This window comes from Psychrobacter sp. P2G3, assembly GCF_001593285.1.
Taxonomy (GTDB): Bacteria; Pseudomonadota; Gammaproteobacteria; order Pseudomonadales; family Moraxellaceae; genus Psychrobacter.
Window position 1 is genome coordinate 2,438,368 of the sequence record NZ_CP012529.1, and the last position, 18,321, is coordinate 2,456,688.

The following is an 18,321-nucleotide window of genomic DNA, read 5'->3' on the forward strand; positions in this document are numbered from 1 at the left end:
ACTTTGCAATTGTATCCACGCTACAAGTAACAGTAACTCTTAAAACCAAAAAAAGACCTTGCCACAATACATGGCAAGGTCTTTTCAAATAACTTACTTCTCAGTGGAACAAATATGACACTGCTACAAGGAAGATGAGCGCAAATTGTACCTGTCGTACATTAAGCGAGTCTGACACCCTAGCAGGTCACTATTTGGTCTATGACTTAAGAAGGATGCACCATATCAGCTGGCGTCACCCACTCATCGAACTGAGCTTCAGTTAGTAGCTCTAATTCAACCGCAACTTGCTTCAACGTTTTATTTTCTTTGTAAGCGGTCTTGGCAATCTTCGCCGCGTTCTCGTAACCGACATGACGGTTCAATGCGGTGACTAGCATTAACGAGTTGTGCAAGAAGTCATCGATTTTATCTTTGACAGGCTCAATGCCAACGGCACAATTATCGTTGAAGCTGTTGCAAGCGTCACCCAATAGTTGGATGGATTGCAATAAGTTAAAGGCAATCACTGGCTTATAAACGTTAAGCTCAAAGTTACCTGACGCGCCTGCCATACTGATAGTGACATCGTTACCCATCACTTGCGCGACAACCATGGTCATTGCTTCTGATTGGGTTGGGTTGACTTTACCTGGCATGATAGAAGAGCCTGGCTCGTTCTCTGGAATGGTCAATTCGCCTAGACCACAACGAGGCCCTGATGCCAACCAACGTACGTCGTTAGCGATTTTATTTAAGCTACCTGCCAATGTTTTTAACGCGCCTGAAGCAAAGACTTCGGCATCACGAGCCGCTAGTGCTTCAAATTTATTCGGTGAAGTCACAAACGGTAGACCAGTCAATGTTGATAATTGCTCAGCTGATTTTACTGCATAATCAGGGTGAGCGTTTAGACCTGTACCAACCGCCGTACCGCCTAGTGGCAACTCATATAAACCTTCTAATGCTTGATCAATACGCGTCAATGAATGATCAAGTTGACTGACATAGCCGCTGAACTCTTGACCTAAGGTCAAAGGCGTGGCGTCTTGTAAGTGAGTACGACCGATTTTTACGATGCTATCGAATTCTTTAGCTTTGGCATCTAGCGTATCGCGTAGTGCTTTTACCGCTGGGATAAGCAAGCTGTTGATTTGACGAGCAGCAGCCACACGAATCGCCGTTGGGAAGCTGTCATTGGTAGACTGTGCATGGTTGACATGGTCATTTGGATGAATTGGCGCGTAGCTGCCACGCTCAGAACCAGCGATTTCGTTGGCACGGTTGGCCAATACTTCGTTCATGTTCATGTTTGACTGCGTACCAGAACCAGTCTGCCATACAACCAATGGGAACTGATCCGTTAGACCGCCGTTGATGATTTCGTCAGCAGCTTGCACGATTAAGTCGCGCTTATCACCTTCGATACGCTCAAGGCTAGCATTGGTAATGGCAGCGGCTTTTTTGACTAATGCCATCGCTTCAATCATCGGACGTGGCAAAGTCTCGCCACCAATTTTAAAGTTCTCACGGCTACGCTGAGTTTGCGCACCCCAATAAGCGTCAGCTGGGACTTCCACGTTGCCCATGGTATCTTTTTCGGTACGAGTTGCCTGATTCTGTGTCGACATAACTACCCTCTTTGATGGTTTGTTGTATAGCTGCTTCGAAAAAAGTGCAACACACGCTGCACATAAAGGAAAATACGATGTAAAGTGGCGTTATGATAGCATGACTAGGCCGTGTTGAATATTCACAAATAGGTATTGATACCGCCTAAAAGCACCAGCCATCATCAACTTAATACATTATAGGATAGTATATCTATGCATCCTGAGCTAAAGAACTCCAAGCCTTATGACTCTAACTCTAATGAATCTAAAGTGAGCAATCCACCTAGACGACAATTTACCCGCCAGCGTCGCCAGTTAACAGATGGCGAGCGCAGACAATATGCGCGCATGGCAAGCTTGCATTTACGTAAGTTACAGCAGCGCTTGGCTCCGCGTGCGCGTATTGGCTTATATTATGATGGCTTTGGCGAGCTGCCCACTCAGCCACTATTGGATTGGTGTCAACGCTTAGGCTATTTACCTTATTTACCAGTGGTTGGTTCGCTCGGTCGTGATAATAAGGGAAATGTTGATAAACACCTGCGCTTTGTGCCTATCTATCAATCGAAACTGTTAAACATACCGACACGTATTCACAGCTTAGGTATGAAACAAAACCATCATCGTCGACTACTTTGGGCGCGAGAATTAGATGTAATTATCTGTCCGTTAGTAGCGGTTGATAAAAGCGGTAATCGTATGGGCATGGGTGGTGGCTTTTATGATACGACGCTTGGAAGAAGCTATCAGGCAGGGTTAAAAAAACCGTTAAAAATTGGCTGGTGCTATGATTTTCAGGTGGTAGAACATCTTGAACGTCAACCATGGGATGTGCCATTAGATGGCTTGATAACGCCAAGTGGCTTAAGGTGGTTTAAACGAAATCAGATCAAAATGTCCAACGACAAAGCATCTAGCGCTGATAGTGTTGATACGTATTTGCAAGCATTAGGGAATGATAACGCTAGGGAAATGCTGTACTACAGTCAAGAACAATCCTTTAACTCTGATGAGTTGGCAAGGGTGATTAATGAGAAACGCTTAAATGAGTTGCTGGCTGACAGTGATGCTTTTTTGGCTGGTTTAAGTGGTGAGATTGGGGATTTTGAAGATGACAATAAAGACCCATAAAAGATTTGCAAAGACAACAATGAGCTACTTTCGCTCAAAACCACTAAGGGTAGTTTTTGCTATCTTGTGGGTCCTGTTTGTCGGTATTATTATTGCTTTAGGTTTTGAACCGAACCCTTATGCACTACATGTTCTTGATGTCCCTGAGCCGTATTCTTACCCTATAGAGTTAGTCGTTATATTAGTAATGGCAATGCTGTTTCACTTAAGCTTACTGGTGACTATGGATGTATATATGGATAGGCGCTGGAAGTTGTTCGCTATGCTGATAACTAGCGTCTTGTTTTTACTTTATTTCGGTATGATGGCGATGCATGCACCGCCGTCATTAGGTGGGATGATTTTTTGGACGTTTCTGTCCTCTTTACTATTTTTATTGCTGTGTTTTTGGCAAGCATGTTTGTTTGTTTTAAGGCGATTTTTTAGTAGAGCGTGAGTTTTATAACCTACAACACCATCGCCGCAATCCAACCAAATACCAATAATGGAATATTATAATGTAAGAAGGTCGGCACCACGCTGTCCTTGATATGGTCATGTTGACCGTCGATATTTAGACCAGAGGTTGGCCCCAATGTTGAATCTGACGCAGGAGAACCTGCATCACCAAGCGCGCCAGCCGTACCAATAATAGCAACCGTTGCCAATGGCGAAAATCCTAGAGAGATACATAGCGGCACATAAATCGCGGCAATAATCGGAATAGTCGAGAATGACGAGCCGATACCCATCGTTACTACTAAACCAATTCCAAGCATGACCAAAGCAGCAATGGCTTTATTACCTGCAAACAAGTTGGTCGCGCCATCGATGAGCGGTGCAATTTCACCCGTCGCTTTCATGACTTCTGCAAAACCCTGCGCGGTAATCATAATAAAGCCAATCATCGCCATCAATTTGATACCGTCGTTAAATACGGTATCAGCTTCACGCCATTTCACTACGCCCGTTGCCATAAAGACTCCAAAGCCAAACATCGAGCCAAGCAATAACGAGTCCGTATAGAGCTGCACAACAAAAGCGGTGACAATTGCAGCTAGGGCGACAAGCGTTTTTAGCTTACTTTGAGACTGCGCACCAGCTGCGGTTTTGCTTAAAGAATCACCTTCAACAACTGCATCATGAGCTTCTTTATCTATCGCTACTTGCTTATATTGGCGCGGCTTACGATAGCTGATAAATACCGCTGTCAGTAAACCAACCAACATACCGAGTGCCGGAATCGCCATGGCCTTAACCACAGAAATATTAGCGATATCAATACCCGCTTCACCGACGTTTTTTAGCATGATTTGATTGAGATAAATATCACCAAAGCCATATGGTATAAACATGTAGGTAGTGACCAAACCAAAGGTCAAAAGACAAGCGATTAAGCGTCTATCAATCTGCATGCGGTTAAAGGCGAGCAACAATGGCGGCACAAGCAGTGGAATAAATGCGATATGAATGGGGATTAGGTTTTGACTAAAACAACTCATAGTGATTAAGCCTGCAAACAGCATATACTTAATCATGCCACCAGTACCACCCGCATCAATACGCTTGATCACCGCCCCTGCCAATGATTGCGGCAACCCTGAGTGCGCAATCGCCACCGCAAAAGCACCAAGTAGCGCGTAAGACAGGGCGATTTGGGCCCCATTGCGAATACCTTCTTGAAAGGCCTCTAAGGTATCGGTGATACCGAGACCCGCTATCAGCCCGCCCGCCAGTGCACCTATTAATAAACTGAGCACCACGTGCACTCGCGAAAGTGACAGCCCTAGCATAATAACGACTGCCAGTAGTACCGCGTTGATGGTCATGTGTTGCCCCTTTTGCTTTCGCTTAATTAAGACCCGCTAATATCTTAAAACCTATGAATACTGCCCTGATGTCTAGAATGCTTTGGTTCAAAAAGCACGGTTTCAGACGCGCGTCAGTTTACCTTATTTTTCCTATAAAGCCTACGCTCAGAATGGAGCAGATATTAGTCAGACTAAAAATAAACAAGCATTATTCTTTACCCTGTTGAGTAGTAAGGCCTTGCAATTTTTTATGGGGACACCATTTATCTAAACATGAACCACGAACTTGACTTTACAAGTCTGGTGAACGAGGAAAGATTATATGAGTAATAACGAACATAACATCGAAAAAGACGATCTTGCTCAAGACACCCTTGCACAAGATAATGTTGAACAAGACAATAACGATCTTGAAAACTCGTCTGCATCTATAGAAGATGCCAAGAAGGATGATCATTCAGACAATTATCTGCCGCTACTGGCGCTCAGAGACGTGGTGGTCTATCCGCACATGCAAATCGCCCTATTCGTCGGTCGTGCGCCATCCGTTCAAGCGGTTGAGCTTGCACAAGCCGAATATGGTAATAAAGTATTGGTCGTTGCACAAAAAGACTCGCTGACCGAGGACATCGATCATGACAACTTGTACCAATATGGTACGGTTTGCCGTATCGTCAGCACCATGCCGCATGACAGCGATGAGGATTGCATCAAAGTCCTTATCGAAGGTCAATATCGTGCGCGTGTCGATACGATTCAGGACCATGATAACGTCTTGATGGCAAGCTTTGAGCGTGCTGACCTCGACATGCAAATGGATGACAGTCAGCAGAAAAACACCATTCAAGCTTTGACCAGCTTGTTTGAAAGCTATGCTGATGCACGTCTACGTAATGCCCGTGAGCTTACTCGTGTGGCGAAACGCATTGATGACTTGCTTGAGTTGGTATATTTCATCTCAACTCGAGTCTCGATGGATCTTGATATCAAGCAATCGTTTTTAGAGAATGACGATATCAAAACCCACATCAACACCTTGACTGAATATTTGGTCAAGCAAAGTGCCGAGCAGAATATCGAACAAGATATTCAAGATGCCGTCCGTCAACAGATGGAAGATAATCAGCGCGAGTATTTCTTAAATGAAAAAATGAAAGCCATCAAAAATGAGCTGTCTGACATGAATGACGGTGCGTTTGATGGTGACGACGATGTCGCTGAGCTTGAAAAACGCTTAGAAGATGCTGATTTGCCAGATGATGTGCGCAAAAAAGCAGAGCAAGAGTTTAAAAAGCTTAAAATGATGCCACCTGCATCGAGTGAATCATCAGTCGTACGTAACTATATTGAGTGGATTTTGGATACGCCGTGGAATGCGACGACTAAAGTTTCTATCAATTTAGAGAAAGCTAAGACCACTCTCGATGAAGACCACTATGGCTTGCAAGATGTTAAAGATCGCATCTTAGAATACCTCGCAGTCCAATCGCGAGTGAAAAAACTTCGTGGTCCGATTCTTTGTCTCGTCGGTCCTCCTGGTGTTGGTAAAACCTCATTGGGTGAGTCGATTGCACGTGCAACCGGTCGTAAGTTCGTCCGTATGGCACTTGGTGGCGTCCGTGATGAAGCCGAAATCCGTGGTCATCGCCGTACTTATATCGGTGCGATGCCGGGTAAGATCGTCCAGTCTTTAGCCAAAGTAGAGGTTAAAAACCCACTATTCTTGCTAGATGAAGTCGATAAAATGGCGCAAGACTTCCGTGGCGATCCAGCATCAGCGCTATTAGAAGTATTAGATCCGTCGCAGAATGACAAGTTCAACGACCATTATTTAGATATGGACTTAGACTTATCACAAGTGATGTTCATCTGTACGGCTAACAGCATGGATATCCCGCCTGCCCTTCTTGACCGGATGGAAGTCATCCGTCTACCGGGTTATACCGAAGAAGAAAAGGTCAATATCGCGAAAAAATATCTCGTACCAAAAGCCATCAAGCAAAATGGGCTTAAAGAAGGCGAGATTGAAATCGTAGAAGCGGCATTGCACAGCATCGTACGTAGCTACACACGTGAAGCAGGTGTGCGTAACCTTGAGCGTGAAGTGAATAAAATCTGCCGTAAAGTCGTGCGCGGTTCAGTTGAAAGTCATGGCGCACGTGCTCCGAAAAAAGACGAGCGTGAGCTGGTCGTGGTCGATGACAAAAATATCGATGACTACTTAGGCGTCCATCAGTATGATTATGGTCTAGCAGAAGAAGAGCCTGAGATTGGTCGTATCACTGGCCTTGCATGGACACAAGTCGGTGGTGAGTTACTCACTATCGAAGCAGTCGCCATGAAAGGTAAAGGTGAGCTTAGCTTTACTGGCTCATTAGGTGATGTGATGAAAGAGTCTATTCGCGCAGCGATGAGCGTAGTACGTGCTCGTGGTGATAGCTTAGGTATTGACTACGAAACGGTCAAAACGACTGATATTCATGTGCATATGCCAGAGGGTGCGACACCAAAAGATGGTCCATCTGCAGGTGGTGCACTGACAACAGCCCTAGTATCTGCCTTGACTGGCATCGCTATTCGTCCAGATATTGCGATGACAGGTGAGATTACGCTGCGCGGTAAAATCTTGCGTATTGGTGGCCTCAAAGAGAAGCTACTAGCCGCGCATCGTGGTGGCATCAAGCATGTGTTGATTCCAGCAAGTAATGAGCGCGACTTGGCCGATATCCCTGATAACGTCAAAGAAGGCTTAACCATTCAGCCAGTGGCAACGATTGATGAGATATTAAAAGTTGCTTTGGTCAGTATGCCAACGCCACTTAAACCAGCTAAAGTGACGGTTGATAAAACCTCAAGCAAAGCGCTGCACAATTAATCTAAATTATTAATAGTTAATAGATGCAAAAAGACCGTAATTGATATTACGGTCTTTTTTTATGTTCAATATTTTTGAAAACCTATTCAAGTTTCCCTTTTACTCATTGTGTTTATACATTACACCAATGATTGCAACCTATAGTCTGAATTTTTACTACTTAATATATCTACTTTTCAAACCCATACGCTATTTACATTTATTAACTGATTGTTGCGCTTATGGTGAATAACTATGACGAGTGTTTGTCTATACTAACTGTGATGTCTCTAAGTAGCATAGAGAAGGTCTACATAAATTGTAGACTTAATCATAATTACAATAGTTAGATAACTAAATAAAATGGAGAAACCAATGAAAAAGACGATGCTTGCAAGTGTTCTATTATGTGGTTCAGCGTTAGCAATGACTGGTTGCCAAACGGTACAAGATCAGCTAAAAACGGGGAATCCATTTAGCCAACCTGCTCTAAAATCAACGATTAAAACGGTGGATAGTAATAACAAAGAAGTCGGTCAAGTATTCTTGCGTCCTGTTGATGGCGGCGTACAAGTTTATGGTAAGCTTATGAATATGACACCGGGCAAAACTGTGTCACTACATATTCATGAGACTGGTAGTTGTGCTGATATGGGTAAAGCAGCAGGTGGTCACTTCAACCCTGATAACTTTCCACACTCTAACCCAGATGACATGAAAGGCCATGCAGGTGATCTACCTAATCTAACCGCCAATGCTGATGGTGTTGCTACTATTAACTATGTAAATAAGCAAATTTCTGCAGCTCAAACAGGCAAATACAGCGTTAACCGTTTAGCCTTTATCGTTCATGGCGGTGTTGATGACTATACTAGCCAACCAGCAGGTAATGCTGGTGACCGTATCGCTTGCGGTATCATTGAAAAGAACTAATAACGTTTAGGTTAAATATTATTACCAGCATAAAAAAACCTCTTAGAATGCTAAGAGGTTTTTTTGTAGCTTAAAACTATTTATGACCAAGGTAAAAGAGGTTTACTCTTCTACCCACTCGCCTTTACGCCAGTACACACCCCAACGCGTGGCTTTGCCGTTTTTCTCAGAGCCGATATACTGCTCTTTTTTCTTACGTGACCAGCGTAGGATAGTTGGATTGCCATCAGGATCTTCATCTGGGCCTTCAAACAGATATTGGAACTTATCTTCCATCTTATCTTTGATTTCTCGTAGCTCAGCAAGCTTTGGCGCACGTGTCTCACGTACTTTCGGGAACTTAGACGCCGCTAAGAACATCCCAGCTGCCCCTTCACGCAGGATAAAATAATCCTCATGCTTGGTCGATTTTAGCTCAGGCAGATGAATAGGATCCATACGCGGCGGTGCTGCTTCGCCAGTTTTTAGCACTTTACGAGTGTTGTCACATTTTTGACAAGCAAAGTAAGGGCCAAAACGTCCGGTCTTTAGCTCCATTTGCCCATCACACTTATTACAGTCAATGGTTGGTGCATCTGAGCCCGGCACTTCAAACTTACCTTCTTCTAGGATATAACCATCACAATCAGGGTTGTTACCGCAGATGTGTAGTTTGAGACCACCATCGACGATATAACCGTTCATGGCTGTACCGCATTTCGGACAACGCTTCTTCTCCATCAAATCTTTGACTTCAGCAGCGTCGTCGTCACCTTCAGCGTCGTCAAGGTTGGCAAAAGCTTCGACTGGCATTAAGTTCTTCGTGCCTTTACAGCGCTCTTTAGGTGGCAAGTTATAGCCAGTACAACCTAAGAATACACCTGTTGAGCCGGTACGAAGTTGCATTGGACGATCACAAATATCACAGTGTACGTCCGGCACATCGGTCGGATCATTAGGACGCATGCCGTCTTTATCTTTAGCATGTTCAAGCTTAAGCTTAAAGTCACCGTAGAAATTATCTAGCACATCTTTCCAGTCTTGTTCACCTTCTGCAACGTGATCGAGTTTGTCTTCTAGGGCAGCGGTAAAAGTATAATCCATCAAGTCTGGGAAGCTGGCTGTCAGTCTATCAGTTACGATGTCACCCATTTTTTCGGCAAATAAACGCTTATTCTCAAGCTTTACATAACCACGATCTTGAATAGTTGAGATGATTGATGCATAAGTCGATGGACGACCGATACCTTTTTTCTCAAGCTCTTTAACTAAGCTTGCTTCAGTAAAGCGTGGAGCTGGCTTGGTAAAATGCTGACTTGGATCAAGCTTATCAAGGATAAGCTTATCGCCTTTTTTGACATCAGGTAACAAGGTATCGTCAGTCTTGGCTGGTGGCATCACTTTAGTATAGCCATCAAAAACCATGGTACGACCACGAGCTTTTAGCTCAACGTCATCTGCACCAACAAATAGATTTACAGACAGATATTTTGCTGGCAGCATCTGACAGGCGACAAACTGACGCCAAATTAGCTCGTATAGACGTATTGCATCACGCTCAACGCCTTTCAGCTGAGTGGACTTCATATTGACGTTAGAAGGACGAATGGCCTCATGCGCTTCCTGTGCGCCTTGCTTATTACCATAGAAATTTGGCTTTTCTGGCACATACTTTGCGCCATAGCTGTCTTCAATATAGCCACGCACAGCAGCGAGCGCATCACCAGATAAGAAAGTCGAGTCGGTACGCATATAAGTGATATGACCAGCTTCGTATAAGCGCTGTGCCAAAATCATAGTCTTTTTGACAGAGAACCCTAAACGTGTACTTGCCGCTTGCTGCAATGTCGAGGTGATAAACGGCGCACTTGGACGCGATTGCGTTGGCTTCTCTTCGCGCTCTTTAACGATAAAGTCGCTTGAATTAAGCACTTCTAATACTTTATCAGTCTGCTCTTTATTGACAAGCTTTAGCGTTTTGCCGCCTTGCTTGGTTGCTTCTAGGCGAATACCAATCTCTTCAGCGTCTTTTTTGCTAGTGGCAATGTGCGTATCAGCATGAATCTGCCAATATTCCTCTGGAATAAAAGCGCGAATCTCATGCTCACGTTCGACCACTAAGCGCATGGCAACCGACTGTACACGACCTGCAGACAGACCGCGAGCAACCTTTTGCCACAGTAATGGCGATACCATAAAACCAACGACCCGATCCAAAAAGCGCCGCGCCTGTTGTGCATTGACGCGATCGATATCGAGTTTTGACGGCTGCTTAAAGGCATTTTGAATGGCAGATTTGGTAATCTCGTTAAAGACCACGCGCTCATACTTGCTATCTGCACCACCGATGACTTCTTTGAGATGCCAAGCGATTGCCTCCCCTTCTCTATCCATATCCGTTGCGAGATAGATTTTGTCAGCGTCTTTCGCTAAAGCCTTTAGCTCTTTGATAACTTTGGTCTTGTTTGGCAGTACTTCGTAGACTGCAGCCCAGTCGTGCTCTGGGTCTACGCCCATACGCCGTACCAGCGCTTGCTGTGCTTTTTCTTCTTTGCTCAGAGTTTCATCTTTTTTAGTGCTTGTCGCTTTCTTAGCGCTTTTACTTGCACCTACCGGCAAATCACGGACATGACCAATACTTGAGCGTACGATAAAGTCATCGCCAAGGTATTTATTAATTGTTTTAGCCTTGGCTGGTGATTCGACAATGACTAATGACTTGCCTTTCGGTTTGTCAGAAGCAGAAGCCGGACTTTTTTTAGTTGTAGTTTTTGCCATATGTGACGACACCGTAATAAGTAGATTAAAAGTAAGGTTAGATTCAGCAGCATGGCAATTTTGTTAGCTAATCATAATAGCTCAGCGATTTGTGGTAATAAAAGCTGCCAACAAAAACGGTTATCTAACAAACAATAACGATAAAACAAAAATATAGTTATAAAGACGTTACACTGCTAGGAGTGAAACTGTCAACTGTAAATGACTGCGAGTCTGCCAAAAGTGCTTGCATATTGCCTATTAATGGTGATTAAAAAATACTTTACTAGCTCTAAAGTTTTTTCTGCATTTCAAGCGACCATTTTTCAAGATTTTCTTTAAGCGCTAGCAAGTCTGCCTCAATCAATTTTTGCTGATAAGCAGGATTGGTTGATGGACGCACATAAGCGATGTCTTCCCAATAAATAATAATGCTATTGGCCTTGGTTAATAAACCTTTCACAAACGGCTCAATACTCACGGGTAAATCCAGTGGCACTTTATCCAAGCTAAAATTGGTTTTTTTGATAGCACTGCCATTATTAGTGTTGCTGTTATTAGTACGAATGGCACTTGGAATAGTAAGCTTAGTGCTATCTGTAGTCATATCGATAAAGCTACTATCTGGTCGCCATTGCCCGTCAATCACTTGATAGCGTGCATGTGGCAGTTGCGTATCTTCTAGCACTAAACAATACTGACCCATCATCCCTCGACCATATTCATTATCTTTGCCCTTGATCCAGTCAGGACAGGTAACAAGCTTTGGGTTGAGCTGCAGACGACGCGCAGTCATACGTAGCTTGTCCAAACGCTGGTCGATACCGCTGGGTTTGAGCGCCATCATACTCCCTAATACAAATAGTACAATGACAATTCCAATCCATAACCCCATGACCATCTTGCCTTATCGTTTAATTAACAAACACCTAATAACGGTGTAAGCATTACTTGTTGATTATTTTTAACTATTGAATACGCTATCGTTATTCTGCATTAGCAATATACTAAATGGCGACCATGTTGCCTGATAACGATACGATTGCAAAATACCATGTGCAGACTAATATCGCGACCTTGTGTTCAAAATTCAAGCACCAACGCTTACTCTATATAGATAAACCCGAGACAAATACTTCCATATCAGTAACTTAGCAATTGATAATAATTAAATCTAATAACAAGATATGAAAAGTCGCTGGCAGAAAAAATGCTATGATAAACCATAATTTTAAACGCGCGCAGGTTTATTATGAATTATCTTATCAAGCCAAACTCATCGAGCGCTAATTTCACTAGCAAATTGACCAATAAACTCGTGAATAAATCGGGCATTGCTATATCGCTGATAGGCGTGACACTACTGAGCTTATCAGGTTGTGCAACGACGAAAAGTCTCACGCCGCAGCAATGTCAGAGCAGCAATTGGCAAGAAGTCGGCTATGCAGACGGTATCCGTGGGCGCTCGGGTGCTTATTTTGGTCAATATACCAATCAATGCGCAAGCGTCGGCGGTGCAATGCCCAATCGTATCCAATGGGAGCAAGGACGCCAGCAAGGCCTCAAAAACTACTGTACCGAGCTCAATGCTTATAAGCTTGGCCGTGAAGGTTATGACTGGCAACCAGTCTGTCCGCTTGAAGGCATTGAAAAGTTAGAGGAAGCCTACTCTCAAGGACGTTACTATTATATCCGCCAGCGTGATCTTGACTATCTACGTTCGCCTTACCCATTTGGCTATGGACCTGGCCGCTTTGGTTATGGCTATCGTCCATTTGGCTATGGTTGGTAAAGGCTGTGGTTGGCAACAGCTGATGTTAAGTTTTATTAAAGCTAAGAAACGATATAAAATAAATACAGTGTTACTGGGATAAATTTTGCGCAGCCTCTGTCAGCGTAGACACAGCAAGCAAGTAAAATTTATACCAGTGACACGTTATAATGTTTGTACTCTTTTCATTTAAGATTAACTATAAAATAAAGGAAACCTCGCAAGGTTGCCCAAGCGAGGCCGGAGGAAAAGTTTATTATTTTAATTGTTCTTCTTATTGTCTTGCTGATTTTTTTATTGATAAGTTTGCTGGTTTTTTTAGTCAGCTTGCTGCTATAAGACTGTTATAAAAGTTATGGCATTGAGCCAATAATATTACTCGTTAACAAAGGCTATCTTGCTGAGTCCAGCTTCACTAGCAGCAGCCAATACTTGCGCCACGGTATCATACTTGCCTTCTTTATCAGCACGCAGTTGCACAGAAGGATCTTTACCAGCTGCGCTTTGCTGTTGCAGTCGCGTTTCTAGCTCTTCCATACTGATTGGATCACTATCCCAAAATATTCCTGCGTCTTTATCAATACTGATCTGAATGGCTTCTGGCGGTGTTTCATTTAGCTCAGCACTAGTCTTTGGCAAGTCTAACGGCACCGTCGGATTTAACACCGTCGCTGTTAATAAAAATATAATCATCAATACCAGCATGATATCGATGAGTGGAATGAGGTTCATCTCACTCATACTTTGACTATCATCATCACCCAGTTGAAATGCCATAGTTCTTCTCAATATTTTTAATTATTCGCCATACATTTAAAACGTTGTCGATTATCTCTAGCTATCGTTCTTTTTTGCTTACAACGCTATCAATGAACACTCATTAAGGTTGTGATGGTGCTGAGCTACGATAAGGCTTTGCTTGCTGAGCTTCATTTGTATCTGCGTTATGACCCTGCACTAGCTGTGTTTGCGTAGTGGTAGATTTATTATCTATTGACGGCTGTTGTGTGGCTAATCTGGTAGATTGTGCCAGTAAGTCATGCGCTCTATCGTTGGCGTGATACATTACACGGCGATTGATACGCACCGCAAGGTTGTAAAACACTACCGCTGGAATAGCGACCGCAATACCAAGCCCTGTCATGATAAGCGCTTCACCAACCGGCCCTGCTACTTGTCCCAATCCCGCCTGCCCGCTCGTGCCGATGTTATGCAGCGCATGAAAAATCCCCCACACCGTCCCAAACAGTCCAATAAAGGGCGCAATCGCGGCAGTCGTGCCGAGGATTGGCAATCCGCGCTCACTGGCAAAGCGGTAGCGACCTATATGCTTAAGTAGCGTCTGCTCGATGACCAAACGATGAGTGGCTGCATCAGAATCTATCAAATCAGACTGTTTAGCAGCAATCTGCTGACTCAATTCATCAGCGACATTGGCGGCCAGTTTGCGACTTTGTAGTACACGAATAATACCCGTTACCCAAGAGATAATAGATAAAGCGAATAGCAGAAAGAACAAGGTTCTGGTCACCATATCGCTATATTGCCAGTAGGTCGTAAAGTCCATGTCAGATTCCTTAGTTTTTTATGCAATCACATAATGCTGCTACGCATATTATGCCTCGCCTTATCATGAAAATTATAAATAAATATTTTTTAAGAACAAGTAAGATTAAAATCAATTAACTAAGGTACAGCGTAACTAATAGGTAATGTCACATTTCCTACCACTGGTTCACCATTCTTAGTAAAAGGTTTGAATTTTCCAGAGCGTACTTGACGCTGCGCTTCTTTGTCTACTATTGAATTGCCCGAGGATTGAGCAACTCGCACACTATCGATACCGCCCTGTTTATTTACTCTCAATATCAATACGACATTAAAGGTATCACCAGAAAGGGCTCTACGTGAAGCACGCTCAGGAAAGCTAAAGTTCGGTGCGGATGCCCAATTTGCATTGCTAGCAGTGAAATTCACTGGTGTATTATTTGCTGCGGCTTTTGCCTTAGCGCTTACTCGTGCTGCAGCCTCAGCCGCTTCTTTCGCCGCTTTTGCTGCGGCTGCTTGTGCATCACGGGCAGCTTTAGCGTCTGCTATTCTTTTGGCTTCTGCAACCGCATTCGCATGAGCTTCTTGAGCTGCTTTTTCCGCTTGTGCTGCCACTATTTTACGCTGCTCATTAGCAGTTGATGTATCGATTATAGGCTCTGGTAACGGCTGTTGGAGTTTTTCTTTCGGAGCTTCTTTTTTAGGAGTCTCTTTTTTAATAATATCGGGATTTTTTTCTTCTACTTTTACGATAGGTGCTATATCAGGTTTTTCATCTCTCACCACTGGCTCTATTGGTTTTGATGGCGTATCTACCTTAGCTTTGGGTACTGGTTTAGCTTTGGATACTGGTTTAGCTTTGGATACTGGTTCTTGTTCAGGTTTAGTTTTTTCCGTTGGTTGAGATTGTGCTTTTGGCTGAGGTTCAGGCTCTTGTTTAGCTGCTTGCTCTTTCGCTTCTACCTCAGCAATGGCATTTTGGGCAGGTAATGATACAAACTCAATCTCGATAGGTGGTTTTTCTTTAGACAGCTCAACTTTCGGTTCAGGCGTTTTTATTGCTACCAAAGCCACTGCCGTAAGCACGTGTAGTCCCACAACTATAACAACAGCTATGATTATCGATCTAAGTGGTGGCGCGTCTAAATCCGTTGAACTCATAACAGCCTAATATTTATATTTAATCGACGTACAATCGCGTTGATAGGATTACAATGGCGTAGATAATAATGCAAACGATAACTATTATCAATAACAAATTTAGATTATTTCTCTCATTGTCAAATCCTTTACAACCACTATTGTACGGCTATTTAACTAAAGAAAAGCTTTATTCTAGTTAAATTTTCCTACCCGAAACTCTATTCATCCAACAAATTACGGCTATCGAACAATAGCACTAAAAGGCAATATTTATGAATTATCCTTGATAGTTAATAACAACCATTATCATTTATATTGATAATGAGTCTCAATTACTTTATCATAACCTCTAATTTACTATTCCATTCCGTCCTGCTAAAACTATAAACTTTAAAAACCAGTTAATAAAAAATAATAAATTGAATTAGACAAATCAGCGAGCACTGTATTAGCGTGCACAACAACGCTAAACAAGCTCTTTTTACTTTCTTATATTTGCAGTTACTTTACTAAAAGACTGCACAAACCCGTAATATACCGAGTTATTTATGCCTACTAACACCTTCTGCTCTAGCCGTTCTACTGCCTCTTCTTTTAAACGTCCACTATTGACTGTCATGATGACAGCACTAGTTGCCAGCATTGGCTTGACAGCTTGTTCGTCACCTGACTCTAGCGATTCTGAAGTAAATGATACTAAGGTGGAGAATAACACTGCTGATGCCGCCTCGAATGTCGCTAACAACGATGCTGTTTCAGTGGCTACCATTGAAGTGGGTACGGTCAAAGGCCCTGTAAGTCTAGCGATAAATCCATCACCATTGGTAGTCTATGATATGACCTTGATGCAAGATTTGGCAGCGCTGGATGTGGCGGTCGATGGCATGCCAAGTAGGCTACATTTAGACAATTTACACTCAAAAACTCAGCCTGAGCCAAAATCAGTCGGTACGGTATTTGAGCCAGACCTTGAAGCGTTAAATGCCATGCAGCCACAAGCTATTTTGGTCGGCTCACGGATGGCAGAAAAATACGATGCGCTTTCAAGCATTGCGCCAACGCTTGATATGACCATTGATACGGCAAATATTTATGAGTCGAGCAAGCAACGTCTGCATGATTTGGGTGCATTGTTTGGTAAAAGTGATCAGGCAGCAAAACTGCAAGGCAATATCGATGGGCTCATCGACGAGACCAAAGTATTAACCAAAGACAAAGGTAAAGGCTTAGTGGTGATGGTAAATGGTAACAAACTGTCCGCCTACGGTGATAAATCACGCTATGGCTTTATTCATACAGTATTAGATATCCCGATGGCCGATGACCAAATCGCCGACGCGCGTCACGGTCAACCCGTATCTTTTGAGTATCTACAAAAAACCAATCCAGACTGGTTATTCGTCGTCGATCGTAGTGCGGCAATTGGCGAAGACGGCGCTGGTGCCAAAGCGGTATTGAACAATCCACTGGTCGCGCAAACCAATGCTTGGAGTAAAAATCAAGTGGTCTACCTTAGCCCAGATTCTTACCTAGCATTCGGTGGTTACTATCAATGGATGCAAGACTTGACTACCATTAAAGATGCTTTTGCTAGCGCGAAATAGACCTGATAACGATACGAGCCATATTTCTTAATTACCCATTAATAAGCCAGTAGACGTTATGTCGTTATTTTCATCTCGCGCTCATGCCAGTGTCAAAGACAATCCTGCTTTGCCAGCTGCACCATCAAGTTGGCAAAAAAAGACCAGTAGTGGCCTGAGTCCTAAACATCAACGTGCCGCCATACCACCGTGGTTAATCAACACGGGTAGCCTCATTATCATGGGGCTTTTGGTGTTGTTAAGTTTATCGATTGGGGTGGCAGATTTTTCGTGGTCAGGTATCTTGCACAGCATTATTAATCATAGCGCCAACTCAGACAGCTCACTGCTATTGGTCAGCCGCATACCGCGTACCATTGCCATCATTTTGACTGGTATCGCCATGGCGGTTGCAGGGATGATTATTCAAGTGGTGCTAAAAAACCGCTTTGTCGAGCCATCAATGGTTGGGGCAACTCAAAGCGCGGCACTGGGTTTATTAATAGTTAGCTTACTATTTCCAGCCAGTGCGCTCATTGTAAAAATGGGCGTTGCGACCATTACTGCAATGTTTGGCATGATGCTATTTATGCTGCTCATTCACCGTATTCCGCCAACAGACTTTTTGATGATTCCGCTGATTGGCATTGTATTTGGCGGCATTATTGAAGCGGTGACAACCTTTATCGCTTATCAAACTGAATCGTTACAGATGCTTAGCGTTTGGCAGTTTGGTGACTTCTCTGCTGTATTAGCCGGTCGTTACGAGCTGTTGTGGCTGACGGGCGCACTGTGCGTGCTGGCTTATATCATCGCCGACAAGCTAACCATCGTCGGGCTGGGCGATAACATCGCGTTGAACTTAGGGATTAGTAAACGCCAAGTCACGTGGCTTGGCGTCGGTATGGTGGCAATGATGAGCGCTGTCGTTGTGGTAACGGTTGGTATGATTCCCTTTATTGGCTTGGTCGTACCCAATATCGTCAGCCGATTGATGGGTGACAAATTACGCCGTAGCTTGCCAGCTGTCGCCCTACTAGGTGCTTCAGCAGTACTGCTCTGCGATATCATCGGGCGCTCTATTCGCTACCCGTTTGAAGTGCCAGTCGCTACTGTCTTTGGTGTGGTCGGCACCGTACTATTTTTATGGCTGTTATTACGCGCGCCTGCTGAGCAATAATATATATCAATAAGACAGCTCCCTAATTGTTATTAACTCTTTTCTTAATTTATTCGTCCT

The 18,321-nt window shown here is 43.6% G+C and carries 14 protein-coding genes; 7 read left to right on the top strand and 7 right to left on the bottom strand.

Features of this window, described 5'->3' with window-relative positions:
• Positions 1-206: 206 nt before the first annotated feature.
• Positions 207-1,610 (bottom strand): class II fumarate hydratase, encoded by a 1,404-nt coding sequence (fumC, locus tag AK823_RS09855; RefSeq protein ID WP_068328706.1) that lies wholly within the window; start codon positions 1,608-1,610, stop codon positions 207-209.
• 195 nt (positions 1,611-1,805) lie between these two features.
• Between fumC and AK823_RS09860 the strand changes: the two genes are divergently transcribed.
• Together AK823_RS09860 and AK823_RS09865 are read left to right on the top strand one after the other, a co-directional pair.
• A complete protein-coding gene (locus tag AK823_RS09860; RefSeq protein ID WP_228138843.1) occupies positions 1,806-2,723 on the top strand; it encodes a 5-formyltetrahydrofolate cyclo-ligase in 918 nt (305 codons plus the stop codon).
• Positions 2,704-3,159, top strand: coding sequence for a hypothetical protein (locus AK823_RS09865; protein WP_068328709.1), 456 nt, complete (start codon positions 2,704-2,706; stop codon positions 3,157-3,159). Before AK823_RS09860 ends, AK823_RS09865 begins: the two co-directional genes overlap by 20 nt.
• A 10-nt stretch (positions 3,160-3,169) precedes the next feature.
• On the opposite strand, the gene AK823_RS09870 is transcribed toward AK823_RS09865, so the two are convergent.
• Positions 3,170-4,531: a Na+/H+ antiporter family protein gene (locus AK823_RS09870; RefSeq protein ID WP_068328712.1), complete on the bottom strand. Its 1,362-nt coding sequence runs from the start codon at positions 4,529-4,531 to the stop codon at positions 3,170-3,172.
• A gap of 304 nt (positions 4,532-4,835) precedes the next feature.
• Between AK823_RS09870 and lon the strand changes: the two genes are divergently transcribed.
• Together lon and AK823_RS09880 are read left to right on the top strand one after the other, a co-directional pair.
• The gene (gene lon, locus AK823_RS09875; RefSeq protein WP_228138844.1) at positions 4,836-7,388 is read left to right on the top strand and encodes an endopeptidase La; all 2,553 of its coding nucleotides are present in this window, start codon (positions 4,836-4,838) and stop codon (positions 7,386-7,388) included.
• Positions 7,389-7,742: 354 nt separating this feature from the next.
• Complete coding sequence (locus AK823_RS09880) at positions 7,743-8,300, top strand: superoxide dismutase family protein (protein ID WP_068036923.1); 558 nt, start codon at positions 7,743-7,745, stop codon at positions 8,298-8,300.
• A 102-nt stretch (positions 8,301-8,402) separates the two neighbouring features.
• Here AK823_RS09880 and topA read toward each other — a convergent pair whose 3' ends face one another.
• Positions 8,403-11,057 (bottom strand): type I DNA topoisomerase, encoded by a 2,655-nt coding sequence (gene topA, locus AK823_RS09885; RefSeq protein ID WP_068328715.1) that lies wholly within the window; start codon positions 11,055-11,057, stop codon positions 8,403-8,405.
• A gap of 271 nt (positions 11,058-11,328) precedes the next feature.
• Positions 11,329-11,931 (bottom strand): hypothetical protein, encoded by a 603-nt coding sequence (locus AK823_RS09890; protein WP_068036929.1) that lies wholly within the window; start codon positions 11,929-11,931, stop codon positions 11,329-11,331.
• A 357-nt stretch (positions 11,932-12,288) separates the two neighbouring features.
• Between AK823_RS09890 and AK823_RS09895 the strand changes: the two genes are divergently transcribed.
• A complete protein-coding gene (locus AK823_RS09895; RefSeq protein ID WP_068328718.1) occupies positions 12,289-12,828 on the top strand; it encodes a DUF2799 domain-containing protein in 540 nt (179 codons plus the stop codon).
• A gap of 354 nt (positions 12,829-13,182) precedes the next feature.
• On the opposite strand, the gene AK823_RS09900 is transcribed toward AK823_RS09895, so the two are convergent.
• The 3 genes from AK823_RS09900 to AK823_RS09910 form a co-directional block, all read right to left on the bottom strand.
• Positions 13,183-13,584: a biopolymer transporter ExbD gene (locus AK823_RS09900; protein WP_068036934.1), complete on the bottom strand. Its 402-nt coding sequence runs from the start codon at positions 13,582-13,584 to the stop codon at positions 13,183-13,185.
• Between the two features lie 103 nt (positions 13,585-13,687).
• A complete protein-coding gene (locus AK823_RS09905) occupies positions 13,688-14,374 on the bottom strand; it encodes a MotA/TolQ/ExbB proton channel family protein (protein WP_068328721.1) in 687 nt (228 codons plus the stop codon).
• A gap of 119 nt (positions 14,375-14,493) precedes the next feature.
• Entirely contained in the window at positions 14,494-15,441 is a 948-nt protein-coding gene (locus AK823_RS09910; RefSeq protein WP_228138845.1) for a TonB family protein, read from the bottom strand.
• 605 nt (positions 15,442-16,046) lie between these two features.
• Between AK823_RS09910 and AK823_RS09915 the strand changes: the two genes are divergently transcribed.
• On the top strand, positions 16,047-17,102 hold the full coding sequence (locus tag AK823_RS09915) for a siderophore ABC transporter substrate-binding protein (protein ID WP_068328726.1): 1,056 nt from the start codon (positions 16,047-16,049) through the stop codon (positions 17,100-17,102).
• Positions 17,103-17,160: 58 nt separating this feature from the next.
• Positions 17,161-18,261, top strand: a complete 1,101-nt coding sequence (locus AK823_RS09920; RefSeq protein ID WP_149031858.1) for an iron chelate uptake ABC transporter family permease subunit — start codon at positions 17,161-17,163, stop codon at positions 18,259-18,261.
• Positions 18,262-18,321 lie beyond the last annotated feature (60 nt).